16 protein-coding genes are annotated in these 18,795 nt (G+C 53.3%); 11 read left to right on the plus strand and 5 right to left on the minus strand.

Going from position 1 to position 18,795, the window contains the following annotated elements; genetic code table 11:
- Window positions 1–5: 5 nt before the first annotated feature.
- The 3 genes from nifS to htpG all read right to left on the minus strand — a co-directional run bounded on the left by nifS (window position 6) and on the right by htpG (window position 4,185).
- A complete protein-coding gene (gene nifS / locus B5D23_RS11965) occupies window positions 6–1,202 on the minus strand; it encodes a cysteine desulfurase NifS (RefSeq protein ID WP_078685681.1) in 1,197 nt (398 codons plus the stop codon).
- A complete protein-coding gene (nifU, locus tag B5D23_RS11970; RefSeq protein ID WP_078685682.1) occupies window positions 1,199–2,047 on the minus strand; it encodes a Fe-S cluster assembly protein NifU in 849 nt (282 codons plus the stop codon). Before nifU ends, nifS begins: the two co-directional genes overlap by 4 nt.
- 233 nt (window positions 2,048–2,280) lie before the next feature.
- Window positions 2,281–4,185 (minus strand): molecular chaperone HtpG, encoded by a 1,905-nt coding sequence (htpG, locus tag B5D23_RS11980; RefSeq protein ID WP_078685684.1) that lies wholly within the window; start codon window positions 4,183–4,185, stop codon window positions 2,281–2,283.
- Between the two features lie 599 nt (window positions 4,186–4,784).
- On the opposite strand from htpG, the gene B5D23_RS11985 reads away from it, so the two are divergent.
- The 4 genes from B5D23_RS11985 to B5D23_RS12000 all read left to right on the plus strand — a co-directional run bounded on the left by B5D23_RS11985 (window position 4,785) and on the right by B5D23_RS12000 (window position 9,949).
- The gene (locus B5D23_RS11985; RefSeq protein WP_078685685.1) at window positions 4,785–5,252 is read left to right on the plus strand and encodes a MarR family winged helix-turn-helix transcriptional regulator; all 468 of its coding nucleotides are present in this window, start codon (window positions 4,785–4,787) and stop codon (window positions 5,250–5,252) included.
- A 641-nt stretch (window positions 5,253–5,893) separates the two neighbouring features.
- On the plus strand, window positions 5,894–6,694 hold the full coding sequence (locus B5D23_RS11990; protein WP_078685686.1) for a tetratricopeptide repeat protein: 801 nt from the start codon (window positions 5,894–5,896) through the stop codon (window positions 6,692–6,694).
- Window positions 6,695–6,812: 118 nt separating this feature from the next.
- Window positions 6,813–7,154 (plus strand): hypothetical protein, encoded by a 342-nt coding sequence (locus tag B5D23_RS11995; RefSeq protein ID WP_078685687.1) that lies wholly within the window; start codon window positions 6,813–6,815, stop codon window positions 7,152–7,154.
- Window positions 7,155–7,291: 137 nt separating this feature from the next.
- Complete coding sequence (locus B5D23_RS12000; RefSeq protein ID WP_078685688.1) at window positions 7,292–9,949, plus strand: TIGR03960 family B12-binding radical SAM protein; 2,658 nt, start codon at window positions 7,292–7,294, stop codon at window positions 9,947–9,949.
- A 560-nt stretch (window positions 9,950–10,509) separates the two neighbouring features.
- On the opposite strand, the gene B5D23_RS12005 is transcribed toward B5D23_RS12000, so the two are convergent.
- Window positions 10,510–12,891 carry a tetratricopeptide repeat protein gene (locus B5D23_RS12005; protein WP_078685689.1) on the minus strand — a complete coding sequence of 794 codons (2,382 nt, stop codon included), beginning with the start codon at window positions 12,889–12,891 and terminating at the stop codon, window positions 10,510–10,512.
- A 38-nt stretch (window positions 12,892–12,929) separates the two neighbouring features.
- Window positions 12,930–13,649 (minus strand): molybdopterin-dependent oxidoreductase, encoded by a 720-nt coding sequence (locus tag B5D23_RS12010; protein ID WP_078685690.1) that lies wholly within the window; start codon window positions 13,647–13,649, stop codon window positions 12,930–12,932.
- A 194-nt stretch (window positions 13,650–13,843) separates the two neighbouring features.
- Between B5D23_RS12010 and B5D23_RS12015 the strand changes: the two genes are divergently transcribed.
- From B5D23_RS12015 to rpmA, 7 genes are all read left to right on the plus strand, one after another.
- Entirely contained in the window at window positions 13,844–14,380 is a 537-nt protein-coding gene (locus tag B5D23_RS12015) for a nitroreductase family protein (RefSeq protein ID WP_234985091.1), read from the plus strand.
- A complete protein-coding gene (locus B5D23_RS12020; protein WP_078685691.1) occupies window positions 14,380–15,018 on the plus strand; it encodes an MBL fold metallo-hydrolase in 639 nt (212 codons plus the stop codon). The genes B5D23_RS12015 and B5D23_RS12020 overlap by 1 nt, the downstream gene beginning before the upstream one ends.
- A gap of 235 nt (window positions 15,019–15,253) precedes the next feature.
- Window positions 15,254–15,868, plus strand: coding sequence for a flavodoxin family protein (locus B5D23_RS12030; protein WP_144012614.1), 615 nt, complete (start codon window positions 15,254–15,256; stop codon window positions 15,866–15,868).
- An 18-nt stretch (window positions 15,869–15,886) separates the two neighbouring features.
- Entirely contained in the window at window positions 15,887–16,939 is a 1,053-nt protein-coding gene (locus B5D23_RS12035; protein ID WP_078685694.1) for a ComF family protein, read from the plus strand.
- Window positions 16,940–17,041: 102 nt separating this feature from the next.
- Window positions 17,042–18,058 (plus strand): GGDEF domain-containing protein, encoded by a 1,017-nt coding sequence (locus B5D23_RS12040; protein ID WP_078685695.1) that lies wholly within the window; start codon window positions 17,042–17,044, stop codon window positions 18,056–18,058.
- Between the two features lie 79 nt (window positions 18,059–18,137).
- Window positions 18,138–18,449, plus strand: coding sequence for a 50S ribosomal protein L21 (rplU, locus tag B5D23_RS12045; protein WP_078685696.1), 312 nt, complete (start codon window positions 18,138–18,140; stop codon window positions 18,447–18,449).
- Window positions 18,450–18,469: 20 nt separating this feature from the next.
- Entirely contained in the window at window positions 18,470–18,739 is a 270-nt protein-coding gene (gene rpmA / locus B5D23_RS12050; protein ID WP_078685697.1) for a 50S ribosomal protein L27, read from the plus strand.
- Window positions 18,740–18,795 lie beyond the last annotated feature (56 nt).

Here is an 18,795-nt window from a genome sequence, read left to right on the forward strand (position 1 = left end):
CCTTTTTAGCAAGTGCAGGGCGGCAGCAGCGTGTCGTCGTCGCTCTTGAATGGGCTAAGTTTTCTAAGGCGTTCAATGATGGCGGGCATCTCACGCAGAACCGTGTCGACCTCTTCCTCTGTTGTGTAGCGGGAGAGAGAAAAACGGATGGAGCCGTGCGCAAAGGTGAACGGAACACCGAGTGCGCGGAGGACGTGAGAAGGCTCAAGGCTGCCGGAGGTACATGCGGAGCCGGAGCTGGCGCAGATACCGAGGCGGTCCATGAGCAGAAGGATAGCTTCACCTTCAACATACTTGAACGAAATGTTCGCAGTGTTGGGCAGACGGTTTTCCGGGTCGCCGTTCAGACGGGAGTCAGGAATGCTCTCAAGCAGACCATTGGCGAGTTTGTCGCGCAGAGCCTTTACTCGAGTATTTTCAAGCTCGATGTTGTCCTTGGCAATCTGAAGCGCCTTGCCCAGACCGATGATGCTGGCGGCGTTTTCTGTACCAGCGCGACGACCGCGTTCCTGATGGCCTCCAAGCATGAAGGGGCGGAACGGGGTCCCACGGCGGACAAACAGGACACCAATACCCTTGGGAGCATGGACCTTGTGGCCGGAAAGCACGAGAAAATCGACGGGGATTTTTTTGAGGTCGATGTCGACCTTGCCAATAGCCTGAACGGCGTCAGTGTGCATGAGGGAGCCGTTGGCTTTGACGATCTCAGCGATTTCCTGAATGGGGTAAATGTTGCCAGTCTCGTTGTTGGCAAACATAACGGAAACAAGGGCGGTGTCTGGGCGCAGGCTGGCCTTGAGTTCGTCAAGGTCAAGACGGCCATACTCGTCGACGCCAAGATAGGTGACGTCGTAGCCCTTTTTCTCGTAGTGCTGAGCCACGTTCAGAACTGCGGGATGCTCAACACGGGTCGTGATGATGTGGCGCTTGTCTGGATTGGCTTCCAGTGCGGAATAGATGGCGGTGTTATCGCCTTCTGTGCCGCAGGCATTAAAAATAATTTCACCGGGTTCGCAGCCCAGAGCGTCAGCTACACGCTGGCGAGCTTCGTCGAGCTTGCTGCCGACCTGTCCACCAAAGTGGTGCATGGAGGAGGGGTTGCCGTAGAACTCGGAGAAGTACGGAAGCATTTCTTCGAGGACTTCGGGAGCGACCTGAGATGTTGCATTGTTGTCGAGGTAAATGGTTTTTGGGGCACTCATGCGGAGACCTCCTCAACGGTAATTTCAGAATCAACCTGATCGCGCAGAGTGCGCTCAACAAAATCGCTCAGGGTCAGCTTGCTGGCAGGGCAGTTGCTGCATGCGCCGCGAAGGGAAACTTTGACCACAGAACCAACAATGTCAACGAGCTGAATATCGCCGCCGTCCTGCTTGAGGCTGGGGCGAATTTCTTCTTCGATGACCATGAGCACACGCTGCATGCGTTCCACGTTGCTCAGAGCTTTTGGCTCGTCGCTTGCGGGCATTGTGCAGGCTGCCATGTCGCCGCGGACTTCCTGAAGAATTTCAGCAAGACGGCCCTGGCATTCGCCACAGCCACCACCAGCCTTGGTAAAGTTGGTGATGTCTTCAACTGTCTTGATGTCATTTTCCATGATGGCGCGACGGATTGTTACGTCTGTAACACCGAAACAGTGACAGACGATTTCGCCTTCGTTTTCTTTTTCTGGGGCTTTTTCGCCACGATAGTTGGCGAGGGCGGCCTGAAGGGCTTCTTCACCCATGACAGAACAGTGCATTTTTTCCTTGGGCAGGCCGCCGAGGAATTCTGCAATGTCTTTGTTGGTCAGGTGTTCGACTTCCGCAACGGTTTTGCCTTTGAGCAGCTCGGTCAGAGCGGAGCTGGATGCAATGGCACTTGCGCAACCAAAAGTCTGGAAAGAGGCGTCTTCGATGACACCTTCGTCATTTATTTTGAGGTAAAGCTTGAGAGCATCGCCGCAAGCGAGACTCCCCACTTCACCAATAGCATTCGCGTCTTCAAGAGCCCCAGCGTTCTTGGGCTCCAGGAAGTATTCTTTCACTTTATCGGTGTAATCCCACATGGGAGTACCTCCCGGATGAGCTTGGTTCTGAGGTTGATTCCTCAGCAACAAAAATATTTCCGATATTATAAGTCCGAAATGGTTCAGAGGGAAGAGACGGAGGTCAATTTTTTTTATCTTTTGTCGAAAAAGAGCAGAAGATCAAGAACTGGTGCGCACTTTCGGCCGTTAAAGATCAAAAAAAAGTCCCCAGATATGATGCTGGGGACTCTTTTGTATGCATTATAGAGAACTTAGAGGTGCTTGATTTCGGTGTACCAGTCGCTCGACTTTTCCAGAATCTCATTCATTCTGGATACCAGAGCATGTGGGTCACTCAGGTAGCCTTCCTGCAGAAGTGCAGACTCAAAAAGCTGCTCAACTGTTTTTTGCAGGAAGTCGTCAGAGCTGTTGCCCTTGAAAATCTTCAGCAGGTTGCGGCACAGCGGGTGGTCACGGTTGATTTCAAAGTCCTTGACCGGCGGAGTGCTGTCCTGCGCCATGTACTGCATCATTTTCTGCATCTGGGAGCTGATGGAACCGTCTGGGCTGACAAGGCAGGCCGGGCTATCGTTCAGGCGCTCGGAGACGCGGACGTCCTTGACGCGTTCACCGAGAATATCCTTGATGGCTTTCAGCAGATCATCAAAGTTCTTGGCGTCGTCGTCAGACAGAGCCTCTGGTGCGCTCTCTGCCGTTTCTGCGTCAGCAAATTCACCCAGCTTTTTCAGGTCTGCCTGTTCTGCGCAGACAAGTTTGCATTCCTTGAACTCTCGCAGTGAATCCATGATGAACTCATCGGTCGGCTCGTACAGGTACAGCACTTCGATGCCCTTGCGGCGGAAAATTTCGCCGTGCGGGTTCAGGCGGATTGCTTCGCGGCTGTTGCCAGAGAGATAATAAATCTCTTTCTGGCCTTCCTTCATGCGGGAAATGTACTCTTCCAGGGAGCACAGGCCCTCAGCATCTTCATGCACGGAAGAATTGAAGCGCAGCAGGCCTGCAAAGCGGTCGCGGTTCATAAAGTCGCTGTAGCCCAGCTTAAAGACTCGGTGATGGTTCTTCCACAGAGTGGTGTACTTCTCTGCCTCGTCCTTGGCCATCTTTTCGAGGCGGGAAAGAATCTGCTTCGTGATGGTGGTTCTGATTTTTCCGATGAGCAGATTTTCCTGCAAGGTCTCGCGGGAGATGTTCAGCGGAAGGTCTTCGGTGTCTACAACGCCTCGGATGAATCCGAGGTACTGTGGCAGAAGTTCGCGGTGACGGCGGTCAATCAGTACACGGCGAGAGTACAGGTCCAGACCGTAGGCTTCCGGATCATTAAAGAACATCTGTCCAGATTCGGAATCAGGGATGAACAGCAGAGCGTTGAACTGCACAGGTGCATCAACATTGATATGCAGGGTGTCCTGAGGCTCTTTGCTGTCATAGGTCAGGAACTTGTAGAAATCAGCATACTGTTCCTTAGTGATCTGGAATTTTGGCTCGCGCCACAGGGCAGGCTGGGTATTCACCTGCTCGCCGTCCACGTAGATCGGGAAGGATACAAAATTCGAATGTTCGCGGACGATGCTCTGGAGCCGTTCTGGATTGGCGAACTCAAAGGCGCTTTCCTTCAGTTCAATCTCAATCTTGGTGCCGCGGTCCATCTCATCTCCAGCATCGGTGATGGAATATTCACCCGTGCCCGTGGATTCCCAGACAATGGTCTTGGAACCGGGAGTCGCGGAGCGCGTTGTCAGCACAACATTTTTTGCCACCATGAACACAGAGTAGAAGCCGACACCAAAGCGGCCAATGATAGAGTCCGCCTGCTCGCCGCCCTCGGCTGCTTCCTTCATAAAGGCCGCAGAACCGGAGTGGGCGATGGTGCCAATATTTGCGACCAGCTCCTCGGCGTTCATGCCGATGCCGGAATCTGTAATGGTAATTTTGTGAGCGTCTTTGTCACAGGCAACATCGATCCGCAGCTCCTTTTCGGGAGCAAGCAGCTCGGTGCCCTTGGAGCTGAGAAAACGAACCTTATCCATTGCATCGGATGCGTTGGAAATGAGTTCCCGAAGGAAAATGTCGCGGTTCGTGTAAATAGAGTTGGTGATGATGTCGAGAAGCTGAGTGATTTCAGCTTTAAAGCTATGAGTTGTTTCCTGACTTGCCATTATCTCCTCCAAAAGCAACACAAATTTTGAAAACTAACTAATTCTCAAAGCGCTGCTGTCAAGAGAATGAAAAAAAATGAGGACCTTGGTGTAAAATATTAAGAATTTTTTTGAATGGTGAAGAATTTTTGAGCTTTTGAGTAACTCCTCAGTTCTCGTGTTTTTCTCTTCTTTTTCCTTTTCCCACCGCAGTATGACTTCATTTTATTGTATTGCCGTCTTTTTTGGGGCCTCTTCTAAATGAGAAGTGCTCTGCAAACACGGAATTTTTTTTTCCTACGTCTTCTTTTTTCTTTTTTGCCAATGGATACGTTGAAGCTATATCAGTTTACTAGAGATTTTTACTCTTTGTGAGCTAAGTATCTGTTTTGGTAGGACCTTATAAAGTATGTTTATTACAGTTGTTAGCGCAATAATTATTTGATAGAGAGACTTTCTTAGGAGAATTTGGGGATTTTTATTCTGCTCACAAGAACATATCTGTCGAGCATTCCACATTTTTTAAAGAAGAAAGAGTGCGCAAAGCTCCGCCAGAGCGTTGGAGCTTCTTCCGTTTCTGCACGGGAAACGGGTGAGCACTCACTGTAGGGGGCAAAGCTATGATGTCTGCCGATGAAAAATATTTTTTGGCGAATTATCCAGGGTATGTGATTGCCAGAACTGGAAAGGCAATCAAATTTGAGTTGCGACGCTATCTGCGCGAAGCTGGCATTGACGTGACAAGTGAGCAGTGGGCATTGCTCTGTCACCTCTGGGAGCAGGAGGGGCGCTCTCAGAAAGAACTTGCAGAACTTTCTTTTAAGGATACTGCCAACATTACCCGCATGATCGATGTGCTCGAAGGAAAGGGGATTGTCCATCGAGAAAAAGATCCCGCAGACCGCCGGACGTACAAAATCTTTTTGACGCCCAAAGGCCGCGCCCTTCGTGGCGAAATTATGCCCTTTGTCATGGACCTCGCAGATCGCGCTTTCTCGTGTCTTTCGGACGATGACCAGCGCGAACTCGTTCGCATGCTCAACACGTTGTGCAATCACATCCTCGAAATGAGAGAATCTAAAATCTAGCTCTCTCCTTTAGATCCGCTGCACCGGATTCCTTGACCTTAAATTTTCCTACGGCGCTTTGTGCTTCACAAAGCGCCTTTTTTTGTGTCGTGCGAACTGGTGATGAGAGCGGGAAATTGGGGGTCAGCCCCAGCACGTTAGTGCTGGATGGGTGGGAGGGGAGAGAACCGGGGCCAGCCCCGGACCCCGCGTAAGGGAATGATTCCCTTACGTATCCTCATCGAGTTTAAAAGCCGTGCAAGCTTCGCTTGCACGGCTTTTAAACTTGTTGGGGCTAGCGTCGAGAGCCTCTTTCTCTTCTGCGTGTTGCCACCATTTTCTTTCTGAACGCGAGCGTTCAGAAAGAAAGGGTTGAGGCGCAAAGAAAAAGAATACACACCCAGTTAATTAGGCCGAAAAAAAAGGGATTCCCAAGGGCCTCGTCCTTGGGCGGGGTCAAGGGGCAGCGCCCCTTGCAGGGTTTGGGGCAGCGCCCCAATAAAACAACACCCCGCCCACCCTCGCGCCCCTTGCAGAGCACGAGACGGAGTCTCGTAACCCATGACTTGTAAAACATAGAGTAAAGTTGATATGGAGCGGAGATACGAACAGATAGCGGGCCGATATTCGGAGCGCGGTGAATGGACGAAAAAGGGTGAGAGATGACAAAGGCTTCGAAGCTTGTTGAGCAGAATTTAAATCGTTGTCGGGTAGCGCTGCGCAAAAACGAAGTGCTGGCGGGGCTTTCTGCACTTGTTGCAGGTGTAAAAGTGATGATGCAGCATAAGATCCATTCTGTTGATATGCAGCGGATAGGGAACATGCTGCGCGAGAATTTAGCGACGCTGAACCGCCTAGGTGAAGTGAATACGATTCATCCTTCGCCGCTGACGTGGAGTGCGGGGCAAGAGAAGGAGCTGCTGATGGCGGTTCTTCCATTGCTCAAGACCTTGCGTGATGAGCGAGAGAAGGAAGATTTTGAAGCGACGCGAGAGCGTCGGTTGAAGATTGACCGGGCGCTTATAAACGGGAGCAACGCACTTGAGCACGGAAAGATTGCGGAGGCGCAGGAGCTGTTCCGTGAGGCGGTGAGCGTGCATGTTGATGAAGACGCGCTGTTTATGCTGATCGCGGAGCGCTTGCAGGGTGCTGGGTACTATTCAGAGTCCTTCGAACACCTGCGCAAGGCGTTTGAGGTTGATCCCAATAGCCGCCGAGCGAGTGAGTTGCTGTTTGATGCGGCAGTTCAGACAAAAGACGTGAAACGCGGTATGAAATACTTTGAACGCGTGCAGCGGGAGTCTGGAGATACGGCGCAGGTACTTCTTGGAGAGGCGCGACTTTACGCGGCGGCCAAGGATGAGGCCAGGGCGCGTGAATGCGCGGAAAAGGCGCTTGAGTGCGATGAGCACCTTGTGCTGGCAAAAAGGCTTCTGCACCAGCTTGCGGCAAAAGCGGAATAAACTGTCGCGCTTGCCGGGGCGAAAGGCAGAGCACTGGCAGTGATTCATTTCCTGCTCTTGACAGGGTAGGGGGCAGTCCCTACTTTCCACATGAAATTTCACCAAGGAGATATTCCCCATGGCATATGATATCCGACTTATGAAGATTATCAGCGGCGAGATGATTATCGGCAAATACGATGCCGAGGCAAACATTCTGAAAGACGCTGCTGTATTGCAGACCGTTCCTGCACAGCAGGGCGTTCAGATGATGCTTCTGCCGTTCGGTTATCCTTTTGATAACGAGATTGATGCAGAGATTTCTCTGGATCACGTCATTTACGAATACAAGAATTGCCCCGAAGATTTGAAGAACAAATACATTGAGGCAACTTCCAGCCTGACACTCGCAAAGCCCGGCGACCTGAATGGTCTGGGTGGCGGCAACGTCAGCGATCTTTCTCAGCTGCTGAAAAAGTAGCAGCCCTGAGCTGAAAGCATGTGGGGCGACCTTGAGGTCGCCCTTTTTCTTTTATATTTTATGTGGCAAAGCCACGAAATGCTGTCCTTGGCAGGTACTCTGCGGGGATGACGATTTCTTTGCCGGAGGCGCAATTCATGCGAGCTTTACTCCCACTGTTTAACGGCCCTAGCCGCTACCTTGGTTCCGAACCCGGTTCTGTTCATAAAAAGCCGGAGCTGGTCGAGGTGCGTATGGCGCTGGCATTCCCTGACCTTTATGAGGTTGGCATGTCTTACCTTGGACAGAAAATTCTGTACGGTATTATCAATGACCGTAAAGAGTTCTGGGCCGAGCGCGTCTTTACCCCGTCCGAGGACGTTGCACAGATCCTGCGCGATCACGACGAACCGCTGTGTACAATGGAGTCCGATACTCCTCTGAAAGACATGGACGTTGTTGGTTTTCACGTGACGCACGAGCTGTGCTACACCAATATCCTGTTCATGCTGGAGCTTGGAGGCATTCCGATTAAGGCTGCCGAGCGCGCAGAGCTGCCGCTTTCCGAGGCTCCGCTTGTTATGGCTGGTGGTGGCTGTACCTTCAATGCTGAGCCAATTGCAGATTTCATGGACTTCATGATCCTTGGTGATGGTGAAGAAGTGCAGATGTCTGTTCTGGACTTCGTGGGCAAAGCCAAGCGACAGGGCATGAGCCGTCGCGAAGTGCTGGAAGAAATGCGCCACATCCCGGGCGTGTACGTCCCTGCTTTCTTTGAAAGCCCGGGCGGAGACACTGAGCCAAAGCCTCTTTTTGAGGACTATACTTTTGTGGAGAAGGCTATCGTTGAGGATATGGAAAAAACACCATTCCCAACAAAGCACATTGTGCCTTTTGCTCAGCCTATCCATGACCGATTTGCTATTGAAATTGCTCGTGGCTGTACCCGTGGCTGCCGTTTCTGTCAGGCTGGTGTGCTGTACCGTCCCGCACGTGAGCGCGACCCGCACACTCTGGATGCCCTGATTCAGGAAGGCCTTGCCTCCACTGGTTTTGAAGATCTTTCTTTCCTGTCACTCTCTACTGGTGACTACTCTGCTCTTGAGCATTTGTTCGAGCAGAGTTTTAGCCGCTGTCGCCGTGAGCAGATCGCTATTTCCCTTCCGTCCCTACGCGTTGGTTCCGTGAGTGAGCGCATCATGGAGCTGATGGCAAGCATTCGCCGCACTGGTGCCACTGTTGCGCCAGAGGCAGGAAGCCAGCGCCTTCGTGACGTCATCAACAAGGGCGTTACCGAAGAGGGCCTTCTGACTCACGCCAAGAAACTTTTCGACAACGGCTGGCAGAACATCAAGCTGTACTTCATGCTTGGCCTTCCCACAGAAACCTTTGAAGATCTCGACGCGATTGTTGAGCTGTGTGAAAAGGTTCGTGACGTTGCAGGCAAGGATATGAAGCGCCTCCAGGTGACTGCCGCTGTTTCTCCGTTTGTGCCCAAGCCGCACACCGCGTTCCAGTGGGAACGGCAGCTGACTATGGACGAAGTCCGTGAGCGTGTGCAGTACCTGCGCGACAAGATCGCCAGCACCAAGCGCATCAAGCTGCGTTGGCACATGCCAGAAATGAGCTTCCTCGAAGGTATTTTCTCTCGTGGTGACCGTCGTCTCGCTCCGGTTGTTGAGGCTGCGTATCGCAAGGGTGCTCTGTTTGCGAGCTGGACGGACAAGCTCCGCCTTGAGCCGTGGCTTGAAGCAATGGAAGACGCAGGGCTTGAGCCTTTGGATTTCCTTGCTGCTCGCGACGAGAACGCTCCGCTTCCGTGGGATCATCTCCATTCCGGTGTACGCAAGAAGTATCTCCAGACTGAACTCAAGCGCGCCAGGGAAGTTCGCCTGACTCCTGACTGTCGCTATCACGCCTGCCGAAACTGTGGCGTCTGCAACATGGACGGCCGCAAGACTGAGCTGGAGCGTCAGGGCAAGCTGAAAGAAATTCACCCGCGCGTCGTGTTTAAGGATCGTGACCAGTGTGACGCTACTGCCGAGTCCAACACGCATGCGACAACGCAGGTTTCTCCTCATGGCGTTGAGCCGGTTCGCGACGAGGTGCCTGTGCAGCAGCAGTCCAAGAAGGGTGGCAAGCCCAAGCCGCCGTCTCTTGGAAAGCTCGCTGAAAAAGCAGCGCATTATCGCATCTGGCACACCAAGCTCGGACTTTCCCGTTTTGTTTCGCAGGTCGAAATGCAGCTCATGCTTGAGCGTGTGATGCGTCGTGCTCGTATTCCAGTGAGTTTTTCTGCTGGGTTCCATCCGCTTCCGCGTATGTCGTTTGGCATGGCGCTCCCCGTTGGCGTCGAGAGTGAGCAGGAGTGGTTCAACCTCTTCCTGCGTGAGCCTATGGAAGCTGGTGAGCTTGCTCGCCGTCTCTCTTCCGAGTTGCCCGCAGGCTTTGATGTTGTTCGTATTGAGCCGCTCTCTCTCGGCAAGAAGCAGCCTCAGCCCGTTGTCGAGGACTTTGTTTTGAATTTCCTCAATGCTGAGAAAGCCTCGCAGTGGATTCAGCAGTGGAACAAGGCTATGGAGCAGGACGAAATCTTGTGGACTCGCGAGACCAAGAAAGGCCCACGCACTGTCGACATCAGGAAGATCGTTGGCCGTTTTGAGTCACCAGCTCCGACAACCCTCGTTCTCCGTTTTGACTGGCGTGTGAAGTATGTTAACCCCATGCGTCTTATCCTCGCTATCCTCCCTGATTTGCAGCAGAATGAATTCCTGCTGCGCAAAGTGAATCAGTGGATGGAAGCTCCTACTGAGTAATTATAGAAGATTGTGGCCTGCCCCAGCCCGCGAGGGCTGGATTGGTGGGAGGGGAGAGAACCGGGACCAGCCTCAGCACGGAAGTGCTGGATGGATGGGAGGGAGAAAATTGGGGGCGCCGCCCCCAAACCCCCGCCCAAGGGAATGATTCCCTTACGTATCCTCATCGAGTTTAAAAGCCGTGCAAGCTTCGCTTGCACGGCTTTTAAACTTGTTGGGGCTGCCTAAAGCGGCTTCTTTCTCTTCTGCGTGTTGCCACCATTTTCTTTCTGAACGCGAGCGTTCAGAAAGAAAGGGTTGAGGCGCAAAGAAAAAGAACACACGGGACGCCCACTAGGCCAAAATTTAAGGGCCGGATGTAAGGGAAAGCCAGCGGCTTTCACACATCCGGCCCTTAAATTTTGGGCGATAGCGGGATTCCCAAGGGCCTCGTCCTTGGGCGGGGTCAAGGGGCAGCGCCCCTTGCAGGGTTTGGGGCAGCGCCCCAATAAAACAACACCCGCCCGCCCTCGCGCCCCTTGCAGAGCACGAGACGGAGTCTCGTAAGCCCTCTCTCCCCACTATCCAATAGCGCGAGCGCGTCCGAGAGCGACGTGAGCTTCTTCTGCTTTTCCTTGAGCGGTGAGTGCGCGGGCGAGTTCCTTCCAGAAGGCGGGCTGCTGCGGTGCGAGTGCAGCGGATTGCCGCGCGAGAGCCTCGGCGATCTGCGGGTCTTCGCCGTTGTCGAGATAGAGTCTGGCCATGAGATGGAGAGAGACGGCATCTTTGGGGTCGTGAATAAGAGCCTGATGTAAATGCTCGCGGGCCTCGTCGGGTTTTCCCTGAGCGAGGGCGAGGCGGGCGAGATAGCGCCGGGTGAGCTTCTCACCGCCAGCGATCTGGGAGGCTTTCTTGAACCAGGACCGGGCGCTTTTGTACTTGCCTTCACGCTGTGCGAGTTCACCGAGGCGAATGTGCGAGAAGATGTGCTTGGGGTCAATGCTGATGCAGGCGAGATAGGCGTCGTGAGCCGCGGGGAATTGGCGCATTTTTTGGCAGACGTAGCCAAAGTTGTACTGCGCGAAAAGGTCTTTGCTGTCGCGCTTGATAACGGTCTGAAACTGTCGTTTTGCCTTGGACCGCTCACCAATGCGGGCGAGACAAATACCGAGAGAATTTCGGGCGGTGGTGTTGGTGCGGTCGGAGAGAAGGGCGAGCTTGTACTCTTCGATGGCGTCGAAAAGGCGTCCTTGGGCAAAAAGCCGGTCCGCAGAAATGTTGAGACCAACAGAGTCGAGAACGGCACGATGCGGGTCCGGGAGAAGCTGGGCGTAATGCAGGGCCTTTTGCACATTCTCCAGAGCGTCGGCGCGGGAAAAAGTTAAATAGGGGAATGCGCTGATGCCAATGGCGGGAAGGGGCAAATCCGTGTGAGAGAGACGCTCGTGAAGCTTTTTTGCGAGAGAAAGGGCGCGGCGATTGGTGAAATCCGGGAGAAACCAGATAAGACTGCCGACAGTGAAACGTCCACCAAGGCCTTTGTCGCCAAAAACTTCTGAACAGACAGCGGAGAGTTCCCGAAGCTGGGTTTCCGTGTTGTCCGTGGCAATGCCTTCTGGCGGGTCAGGGAGACGTAAAACGAGAAGGGCAAATTTGTCATGCTCGTCCCGCTGCTGCGTGAAGGCATCGAGAAAGTCCCTGTACTGGAGGAGACCAGTCAAAACATCTGTGTGGGGCTGCCCGTCTTCGGAACGTGGGGCGGGGCTTGCTTCCGGTTCTGGGGCGAGAGTAAGCCTGTCGCCGGGGGCAATGCTCCATGCGGGGTCGGAAAGGTTCATGATGTCGGCAATGGAAAAATCTGAGCGAACTTCGACGAGCATGATCTCGCCTTTGTACATGGACGGAGTGCCGGGTTCACCGCCGTGGTCACTGGACCAGACAAGAAAACGCTGGCCTTCGAGCGCGCCGACAGCGGCACCAAGGCTGGTCTGAATCCGGTTGAGGGGCAGAGAGGCGCGAACTCGACCACCTTCACTGACAATCTGGGGGAAGGCAAAGGGGGCGCCGGGAGTGGCGTGCGCAGCGGCATGCCGGGCGTGGGTGAGCAAAATTCCTGTTTGTTCGCGAACCGTCTGACGCAAAACATTGCCGGTCATGTCGGTTGGATACTGAATGAAGCCAACGCTGGCGCTGATGGTGACTTCCTGCTCTAAAATTGTATCTGTGATGTTGAAAGAGGCGAGGCGGGAGGCAAGGGTGCTGGCAAGTTCGCGACAGGCCACACTGCTTCCACCGGGCCAAAAAAGGGCGAGAGAGTGGTCCGAGAGCGCGGCGCAGACACTTTCTTCCGGGGCCAGTTCCTGGAGCACTTTTGCCGCATGACAGAGGGCGCGATCACCAAAACTGAACCCAAAACGCTGCTGCCATTTTTTCATGCTGGCCAGTTCAATGTGCAAAATGCCGAAGCCTGCACTCTGGGCCGGGCTGCCGTTTTTGAGGCAGGAGCTGGAGCCGGGAAGAATGCAGTCACGAATGGCGCGTATCTCGCTGGCAATGGTGCGGGAGAAATGGGTGAGGTTGGCGCAGTGGGTGAGCGGATCTGTGATGCTGGCCTTGTAGAGCGCGAGTTTTTCCATGCAGGCCCCAGACATGGCCGCAAGATAGCCGGGCAAAGAGTCTGAGGCTTCAAGGTCAACGCCTCTGGCCGAAAAGACGCCAAGCATCCGGCCATGAAAGGCGAGGGGGAGAAAGACCTTTTCTTCATCGGGCAGATGGACGGCAAGCCCGCCGCGAAGTCCTGCAAAAGCCCCGTCGCCTTCGAGAGAGCGGGGAAAAAACAGGCTGTATGAAGAGAAGGGGAGAAAGGCAGCGATCTGTTCCTGCAAAAGATGCTCAAAGGTGATCAGGTCGCGCCGGGTCAGTTCCGGGCTGTTTTCTGGCAACAGGGTCGTGTGTTCACTCATGAATCAGATATATCCTGTGCGCCTGAGGAGTTCAAGAATCATGCTGGATTGCGTTTTCGAAGCCTGCTTTTGGGCACAGGGGCATCCCATGGATAAATGGGATTGGCAACAGTCCACCACCCGTCCTGCTTCTTTTCGCTAAAACTTATGCGGTGCACAAATTTACTGCTTTTATAGGCCAGCTGATATGGGGCAATAACACGAAGGGGGGCGCCACGCTCCGGGAGCAGAGGCTCTCCGTCAATTTTGAGCGCAAAAAGACATTCCTGTTTGGGGTCCAAAAGTGTGCTCAGGGGGAGCGATTCTATGTAATACTTGAGACCGCCGGGACCGTTGGGAGTTGCCCCAAGAGAATGAAAGACACAGAATTGCGCTTCGGGCAAAATTTCAAGGTGTGAAAACAGTTCGGCTGGAGTTATTCCCTGCCAGATGACATCCTCAACAGACCAGCCTTCGACGCAGTGAAAATCCGAGGTCTGTTCGTGCTGGGGAAGCGAAAGAAGTTCAGAATATCTGAAGGTGACAGAAGTTTTGACCAGACCGTCAAGGAGCAGTTCATAGGGAAAGCTTTTTCCGTCTCTGGTGCGGAGATTTCCAGTTTCAGGAGAAAAGGAAGGGACGTGGTCATCCACTGTCCGGGTTGGAAAACGTTTTTGAAGTGATGCAAAGATTTTTTGTGGAATGCCGACAAGGAAAGGCAGTATAAGTGTGGCCTTTAGTATGAGTCGGCGCAAGGGGGAGCTTGCAGGCTTGTGCATGGCTTTTCCTGTATATGCAATTGTTTGTGGTGTTTATTTGTAAAGTCTTTTCCTCATTTTATAAAGATGGTACGTGCTTGGGAGGTGTGGGGCAAGTCTCTTTGTGACTTGTGCAGGGAACTCCTGCCAAGGGTTTACAGATGTATGCTCTTACGCCATGAATGCCTGACGCAAAAGAAGAGGAGAACGCAGCAATGGCAGAAAAAACTGTTGATATGAACGACGGCGGATTGCTTGAGCTGATTTCGACCCGTCGAAGCATTCGAAAATACACTGGCGAAGCGGTGCCGCGGGAGAAAATCCTGCGTATGCTGGAAGCTGGGCGCTGTGCTCCCAGTGGAAAGAATAACCAGCCGTTTCGTTTTCTTTGCGTCGGTGCCGATGACCCGCGCATGGAAAAGCTGGCTGAGTGCACGCATTACTCCAGGATTGTGAAATCCTGTTCAGTGATGCTCGGTGTGTTTTTGGATCGGGCGTCCAAGTATTCAGAGATGAAGGATTATCAGGCCGCTGGTGCCTGCCTCCAGAATATGTGGCTGGCTGCTCATGCTCAGGATCTTGGAGCCGTGTGGCTAGGTGAAATCGTCAACAGGCCAGAGGATGTGTGCTCTGTGCTTGGGGTTGACGACTCGAAATATGAATTGATGGCTTTTCTGGCTGTGGGGCAGCCTGCCGAGGCAGGGAAATGCGTCCGCAAGCCTTTGGAAGAGCTGATGCTGGAGGATTTTTAATGAAGATTCGGCAGTTTGTACTTGGTCCCTATCAGACCAACGGATACCTGATTTCACATGATGACAAAGCCGTGTTTGTTGATCCGGGCGGCTCTCCGCACGAGGTCGCAGAGCTGGTCAAAAGTGAAGGGTTGAAGCTTGAACATATTATTGTGACCCATGTGCACTTTGACCACATGCTTGGCTGCGCAGAGCTGGCACGTCAGACTGGAGCCACTATTCTGGTTCCGGAAGGCGACCTTTGTCTCTTTGACGAAGAGCTGGTTTCTGGTCTTGAAATGGGACTGCCCAAAGTGCCTGAGTTCGAGTATGAACTTCTGAAGCCGGGCAAGACAGTGTTTGCGGGCCTGAAATGCCGGGTGCTTTTGACTCCTGGGCATACTCCGGGTGGCATGTCTCTGTACTTCCCGGAAATTGACAGTGTGTTTGTGGGAGACGCCCTTTTTGATGGCGCTATTGGCCGTACAGACTTTACTGGTGGCAACATGCAGACTCTGCTGACGTCCATCAAAACGCAGCTTTTTACCCTGCCGGAGCAGACCAAGGTCTTTCCCGGACATGGTGGTTCCACGACCATTGGAAACGAAAAGCTGCATAATCCCTACTTTCAGTCTGGGTTTGGAATCCGGGGATTCTAAGTATGCAGACTCCAGAGCATAGTGTTCTGGACCTTCGGGACAAGTGTTGAGGCGTGGGACAGGAGGTAGGTTGGTACCTCCGTTTATCGCGTGCCTCAACGCTTGAGGTTGTGGTCCAGAAGAAACTTCAGCCGTCCATTGTTGATCAGGCGGAGATGAATCCGGCGTGGTCAATGACGCTGACGGAAGAGGGGGAGTTTCTTCGGGCTATTTTTACGCGCAAGAGCAAAGGAGCATGATGACTGATACTTCTGAATCTCTTCGACAGAGCGCCATTTTTTCCTGTAGCCCAAGCGCTCATGGGTGTTGTGACATTGCTGCCGATAATTTTGCTCAGGGAGTGCAGGCTGCTGGTGGGGCGCTTCGGGGAGATTTTCTCCGGCGTTACAAGATTGAACCGTGTCAGGGGTGTTACCGCTGCAAACATGACCGAAACCGTGCGTGTTATCTGACCAAGATAGACCACAGTGACAGCCTGTTTCAGCGTTTGTACGACGCCCCTTTTGCGTTCTTTTCTGCCCCGATTTATTTCTATCATGTCCCTGCCCACTTTAAGGCATGGATAGATCGAAGCCAGTGCTATTTCCTCCGCAAGGAAGACGGTGATGAGACCCTGAACGCGTTGCCTCGTCGCAAGGCGTATGTTTCACTTTGTGCGGGGCGAAAGGATGGGGAAAAGCTCTTTGAGGGGACTTTGCTGACCCTGAAATACTTTTTGCGAATTTTTAACTTTGAACTTCAGGAACCGTATTTGTATCGCGGAAGTGATGCAGGAGACCCTGAGCTGGCGGATACGATTCGGCAGGAGATGCAGGCACTTGGGGAAAGAGCCTGGCAGGAGTCTTTGTAGACGGAGACTGGAAAAACAGTGTTCCAGCGCATAGGGCAGGGGCTGCGGGACTTTATTGGTACCCGTTGCGTGCTTTGTGGGAGCGTGCTTCCACGAGAGCCTCACTGCTGTTCTGTGCTGCGTCAGGAACTGGCCCAGAGAAATGGGATCAGACGCCTTGCGCATGCTGTGTACTCTGTCAAAAAACGATATTGTGGGGAGAGGGCAGGAGAGACTGGTGTTTTTTTTCGAAATACTGACGAATCTCCTGCACTCCACCTGTGGCAGACTCTGGAAAAAACACTGGAGACAACTGACGGGTGGAAAGACTGTACCGAGCTGGCTGGGCAATGGCCCGGCAGAGTGCAGGGGCGTTCTCCGCTTGTCCTGACATCGGAGGGATTTGGGGCCTCTGCGACTGAAGCTGCACCGAGTTTTTCCCAGCTTTGGGGAGGACTGCTGTGCTCTGAGTGTCAGGCCCGGCTACGTATTCGACTTGGGGGCTACTGCCCCGTGTGTGGTGAAATGTATGCCGATGCCGAACGCGAGCCGTGGAGTTGCGGAGCGTGTCGGCGAAGCCCTCGGCCGTGGTCCGCGCTACATTTTTTTGCGGCGTATGATGATGTGCTGCGTCAGCTTATTTTGGACTATAAATTTTCTGGACGGCTTGGGCTTGGTCGTGTTTTACAGCACTGTCTTGTTATGGCCTGCCTGAGGGATGGCTGGCCAGATGGCGATGACTGGATTGTTGTGCCTGTGCCGCTTCATGCAAGCCGCCTTGCGTGGCGAGGATTTAACCAGAGTCTGGAGCTGGCCCGGGGACTTGGTGCTTTTGGTGTTTCCGTGTGTAGCGGAGCGCTGGAGCGAATTATTAAAACTCGCCCCCAGCTGGAGCTTTCGGCAGGAGAGCGTCGCACAAATCTGCGCGGTGCCTTTGCTGCGGATGCGTCGCAGGTGATGGGCAAACGGGTGCTTCTTGTGGATGATGTGATGACCACGGGAGGAACTCTTGAGGCCGCAGGCAAGGCGTTGCTGCGGGCCGGAGTTCGCCAGCTGGAGGCCTGTGTGCTTGCGCGCACGGGACCGCGTTAAAAAGCTGGATGGAATGCGACTTGTTCTGTATTGTATTCCCGCAACGCAGCAACCTGCACGGTGCTGCAACAGTGTCAGAACCACAGCCACGGAGTGCTTCACATGGAGACACTCACGAGCATGGAATGTCTTGTTCCCACGCAAAGGAAGCTGTGTGAACTGCTGGCTGAGGCTGGTGTTCCGGTCGAGCCACGATGGTATTCCCTGTTTTTTTACATGCGAAGCCTTGAATACAACGATGCGCTTACTGATGACCAAAAATGCTGTATTCATGAGCTGTTTCGGGAAATCATCGAAAAAAAGAATTTTAGCGATGCAGCCTTCGTCGAAATATCACGGCGGCAGGAGGAGATCGTCAGTACCCCGTACCGCAGGCGGCTTAAGCTTGCGCTGACAGAATCTGCTGCGCTTTTGTCCGAAGTGAAACTTTTGTACCATCGCCGCACTGGCGAGGTCGTGAATCTTGGCGACGAAACCGTGAAAAAACTGCAAAGCGGCGCCCCGCCCGAAGAGCTTGTTTCCGAGCTTCGGGAGTCCTTCCATCAGGTTGTGGAGGGCATGAATGAGGACGTATGCAACCTGAAACGTCTGGTGCACACCGATGCTTTGACAGGCTTGGTGAATCGCCGCGGGTTTGATCGTAAGCTCGCCCGCTGCTGCACTGTGCCAGATACCCTCGTGTCGCTTCTTATGCTGGACATTGACCTGTTCAAAAATGTGAATGACACGTACGGCCATCCCTTTGGGGATCAGGTCCTAAAAATCGTGGGGCAGCTTTTGCACGAAGCAGTGCAGAAAAAATGCCCCGACTGGTGCCTCGCCGCCCGGTATGGCGGTGAGGAGTTCGCGGTAATCGCACCTGAGATTCAGAGCGATGACGCGGTGGAACTGGCAGAAGCCATTCGCCGTTCCATTGCAAAGCATCGTTTCAAAATACGGAGTGTGGACGGCAACGTCCTCAAGCATGATTTCAGAATAACGGTGTCTGTGGGAGTTGCTTCCCTTGTACCACAGTGGTCAGACCGTTTGGCCGAACGCCTAGTACAATGTGCTGATAGTGCACTGTATAGGGCAAAGCAGAGTGGCCGCAATCGTGTATGCGTCTATGCCGCAGAGTAAAAAATTCAAGAGCAGGGGTTGACTTTTCCTGCTTTTGTCAGGTATCAACCCCTCTCTCTTTCTTTGGAGGTATTAGGTCATGTATGCAATAGTTGAGACTGGCGGCAAGCAGTTCCGAGTTGAGGAAGGCCGCACAATCAATATTCAGAAGATTCAGGCAGAAGCCGGTTCCGATCTGGTTCTGGACAAGGTTCTGCTGGTGGATAAGTCTGGTGACGTTTCCGTTGGTCAGCCTTACGTTGAGAACGCAAAGGTATCCTGCGAAGTCGTCGCTCACGGTCGCGATAAAAAGATCGTTGTTTTCCACAAGCGTCGTCGTCAGGACTCCCGCAAGAAGCAGGGCCACAGGCAGGACTTCACAACCATTAAGATCAAAGCTATCGAAGCTTAAGGTCATAAAGGAGTACTGATATGGCTCATAAAAAAGCAGGCGGAAGCTCCAGAAACGGTCGCGACTCTATCGGTCAGAGAAGAGGCGTGAAACGCTATGGTGGTCAGCAGGTTCTGGCCGGCAACATCCTCGTGCGTCAGCTCGGCACCAAGTTCCACCCCGGTGAGAACGTTGGCATGGGCAGAGATTACACTCTGTTCGCCCTGGTCGACGGCGAAGTGAAATTTGAGAAATTTATGCGCCGCAAGAAGGTCAAGACCCGCATTCGCGTGGTTGCTAACCAGGCCTAACTTGGCGGTCGAGCAATTTCTGGGGTGGACTGCGTTATCTGACGCTGTCCACCCAT

Origin of the sequence: Desulfobaculum bizertense DSM 18034, from assembly GCF_900167065.1 — a bacterium.
GTDB classification, from domain to species: Bacteria; Desulfobacterota; Desulfovibrionia; order Desulfovibrionales; family Desulfovibrionaceae; genus Desulfobaculum; species Desulfobaculum bizertense.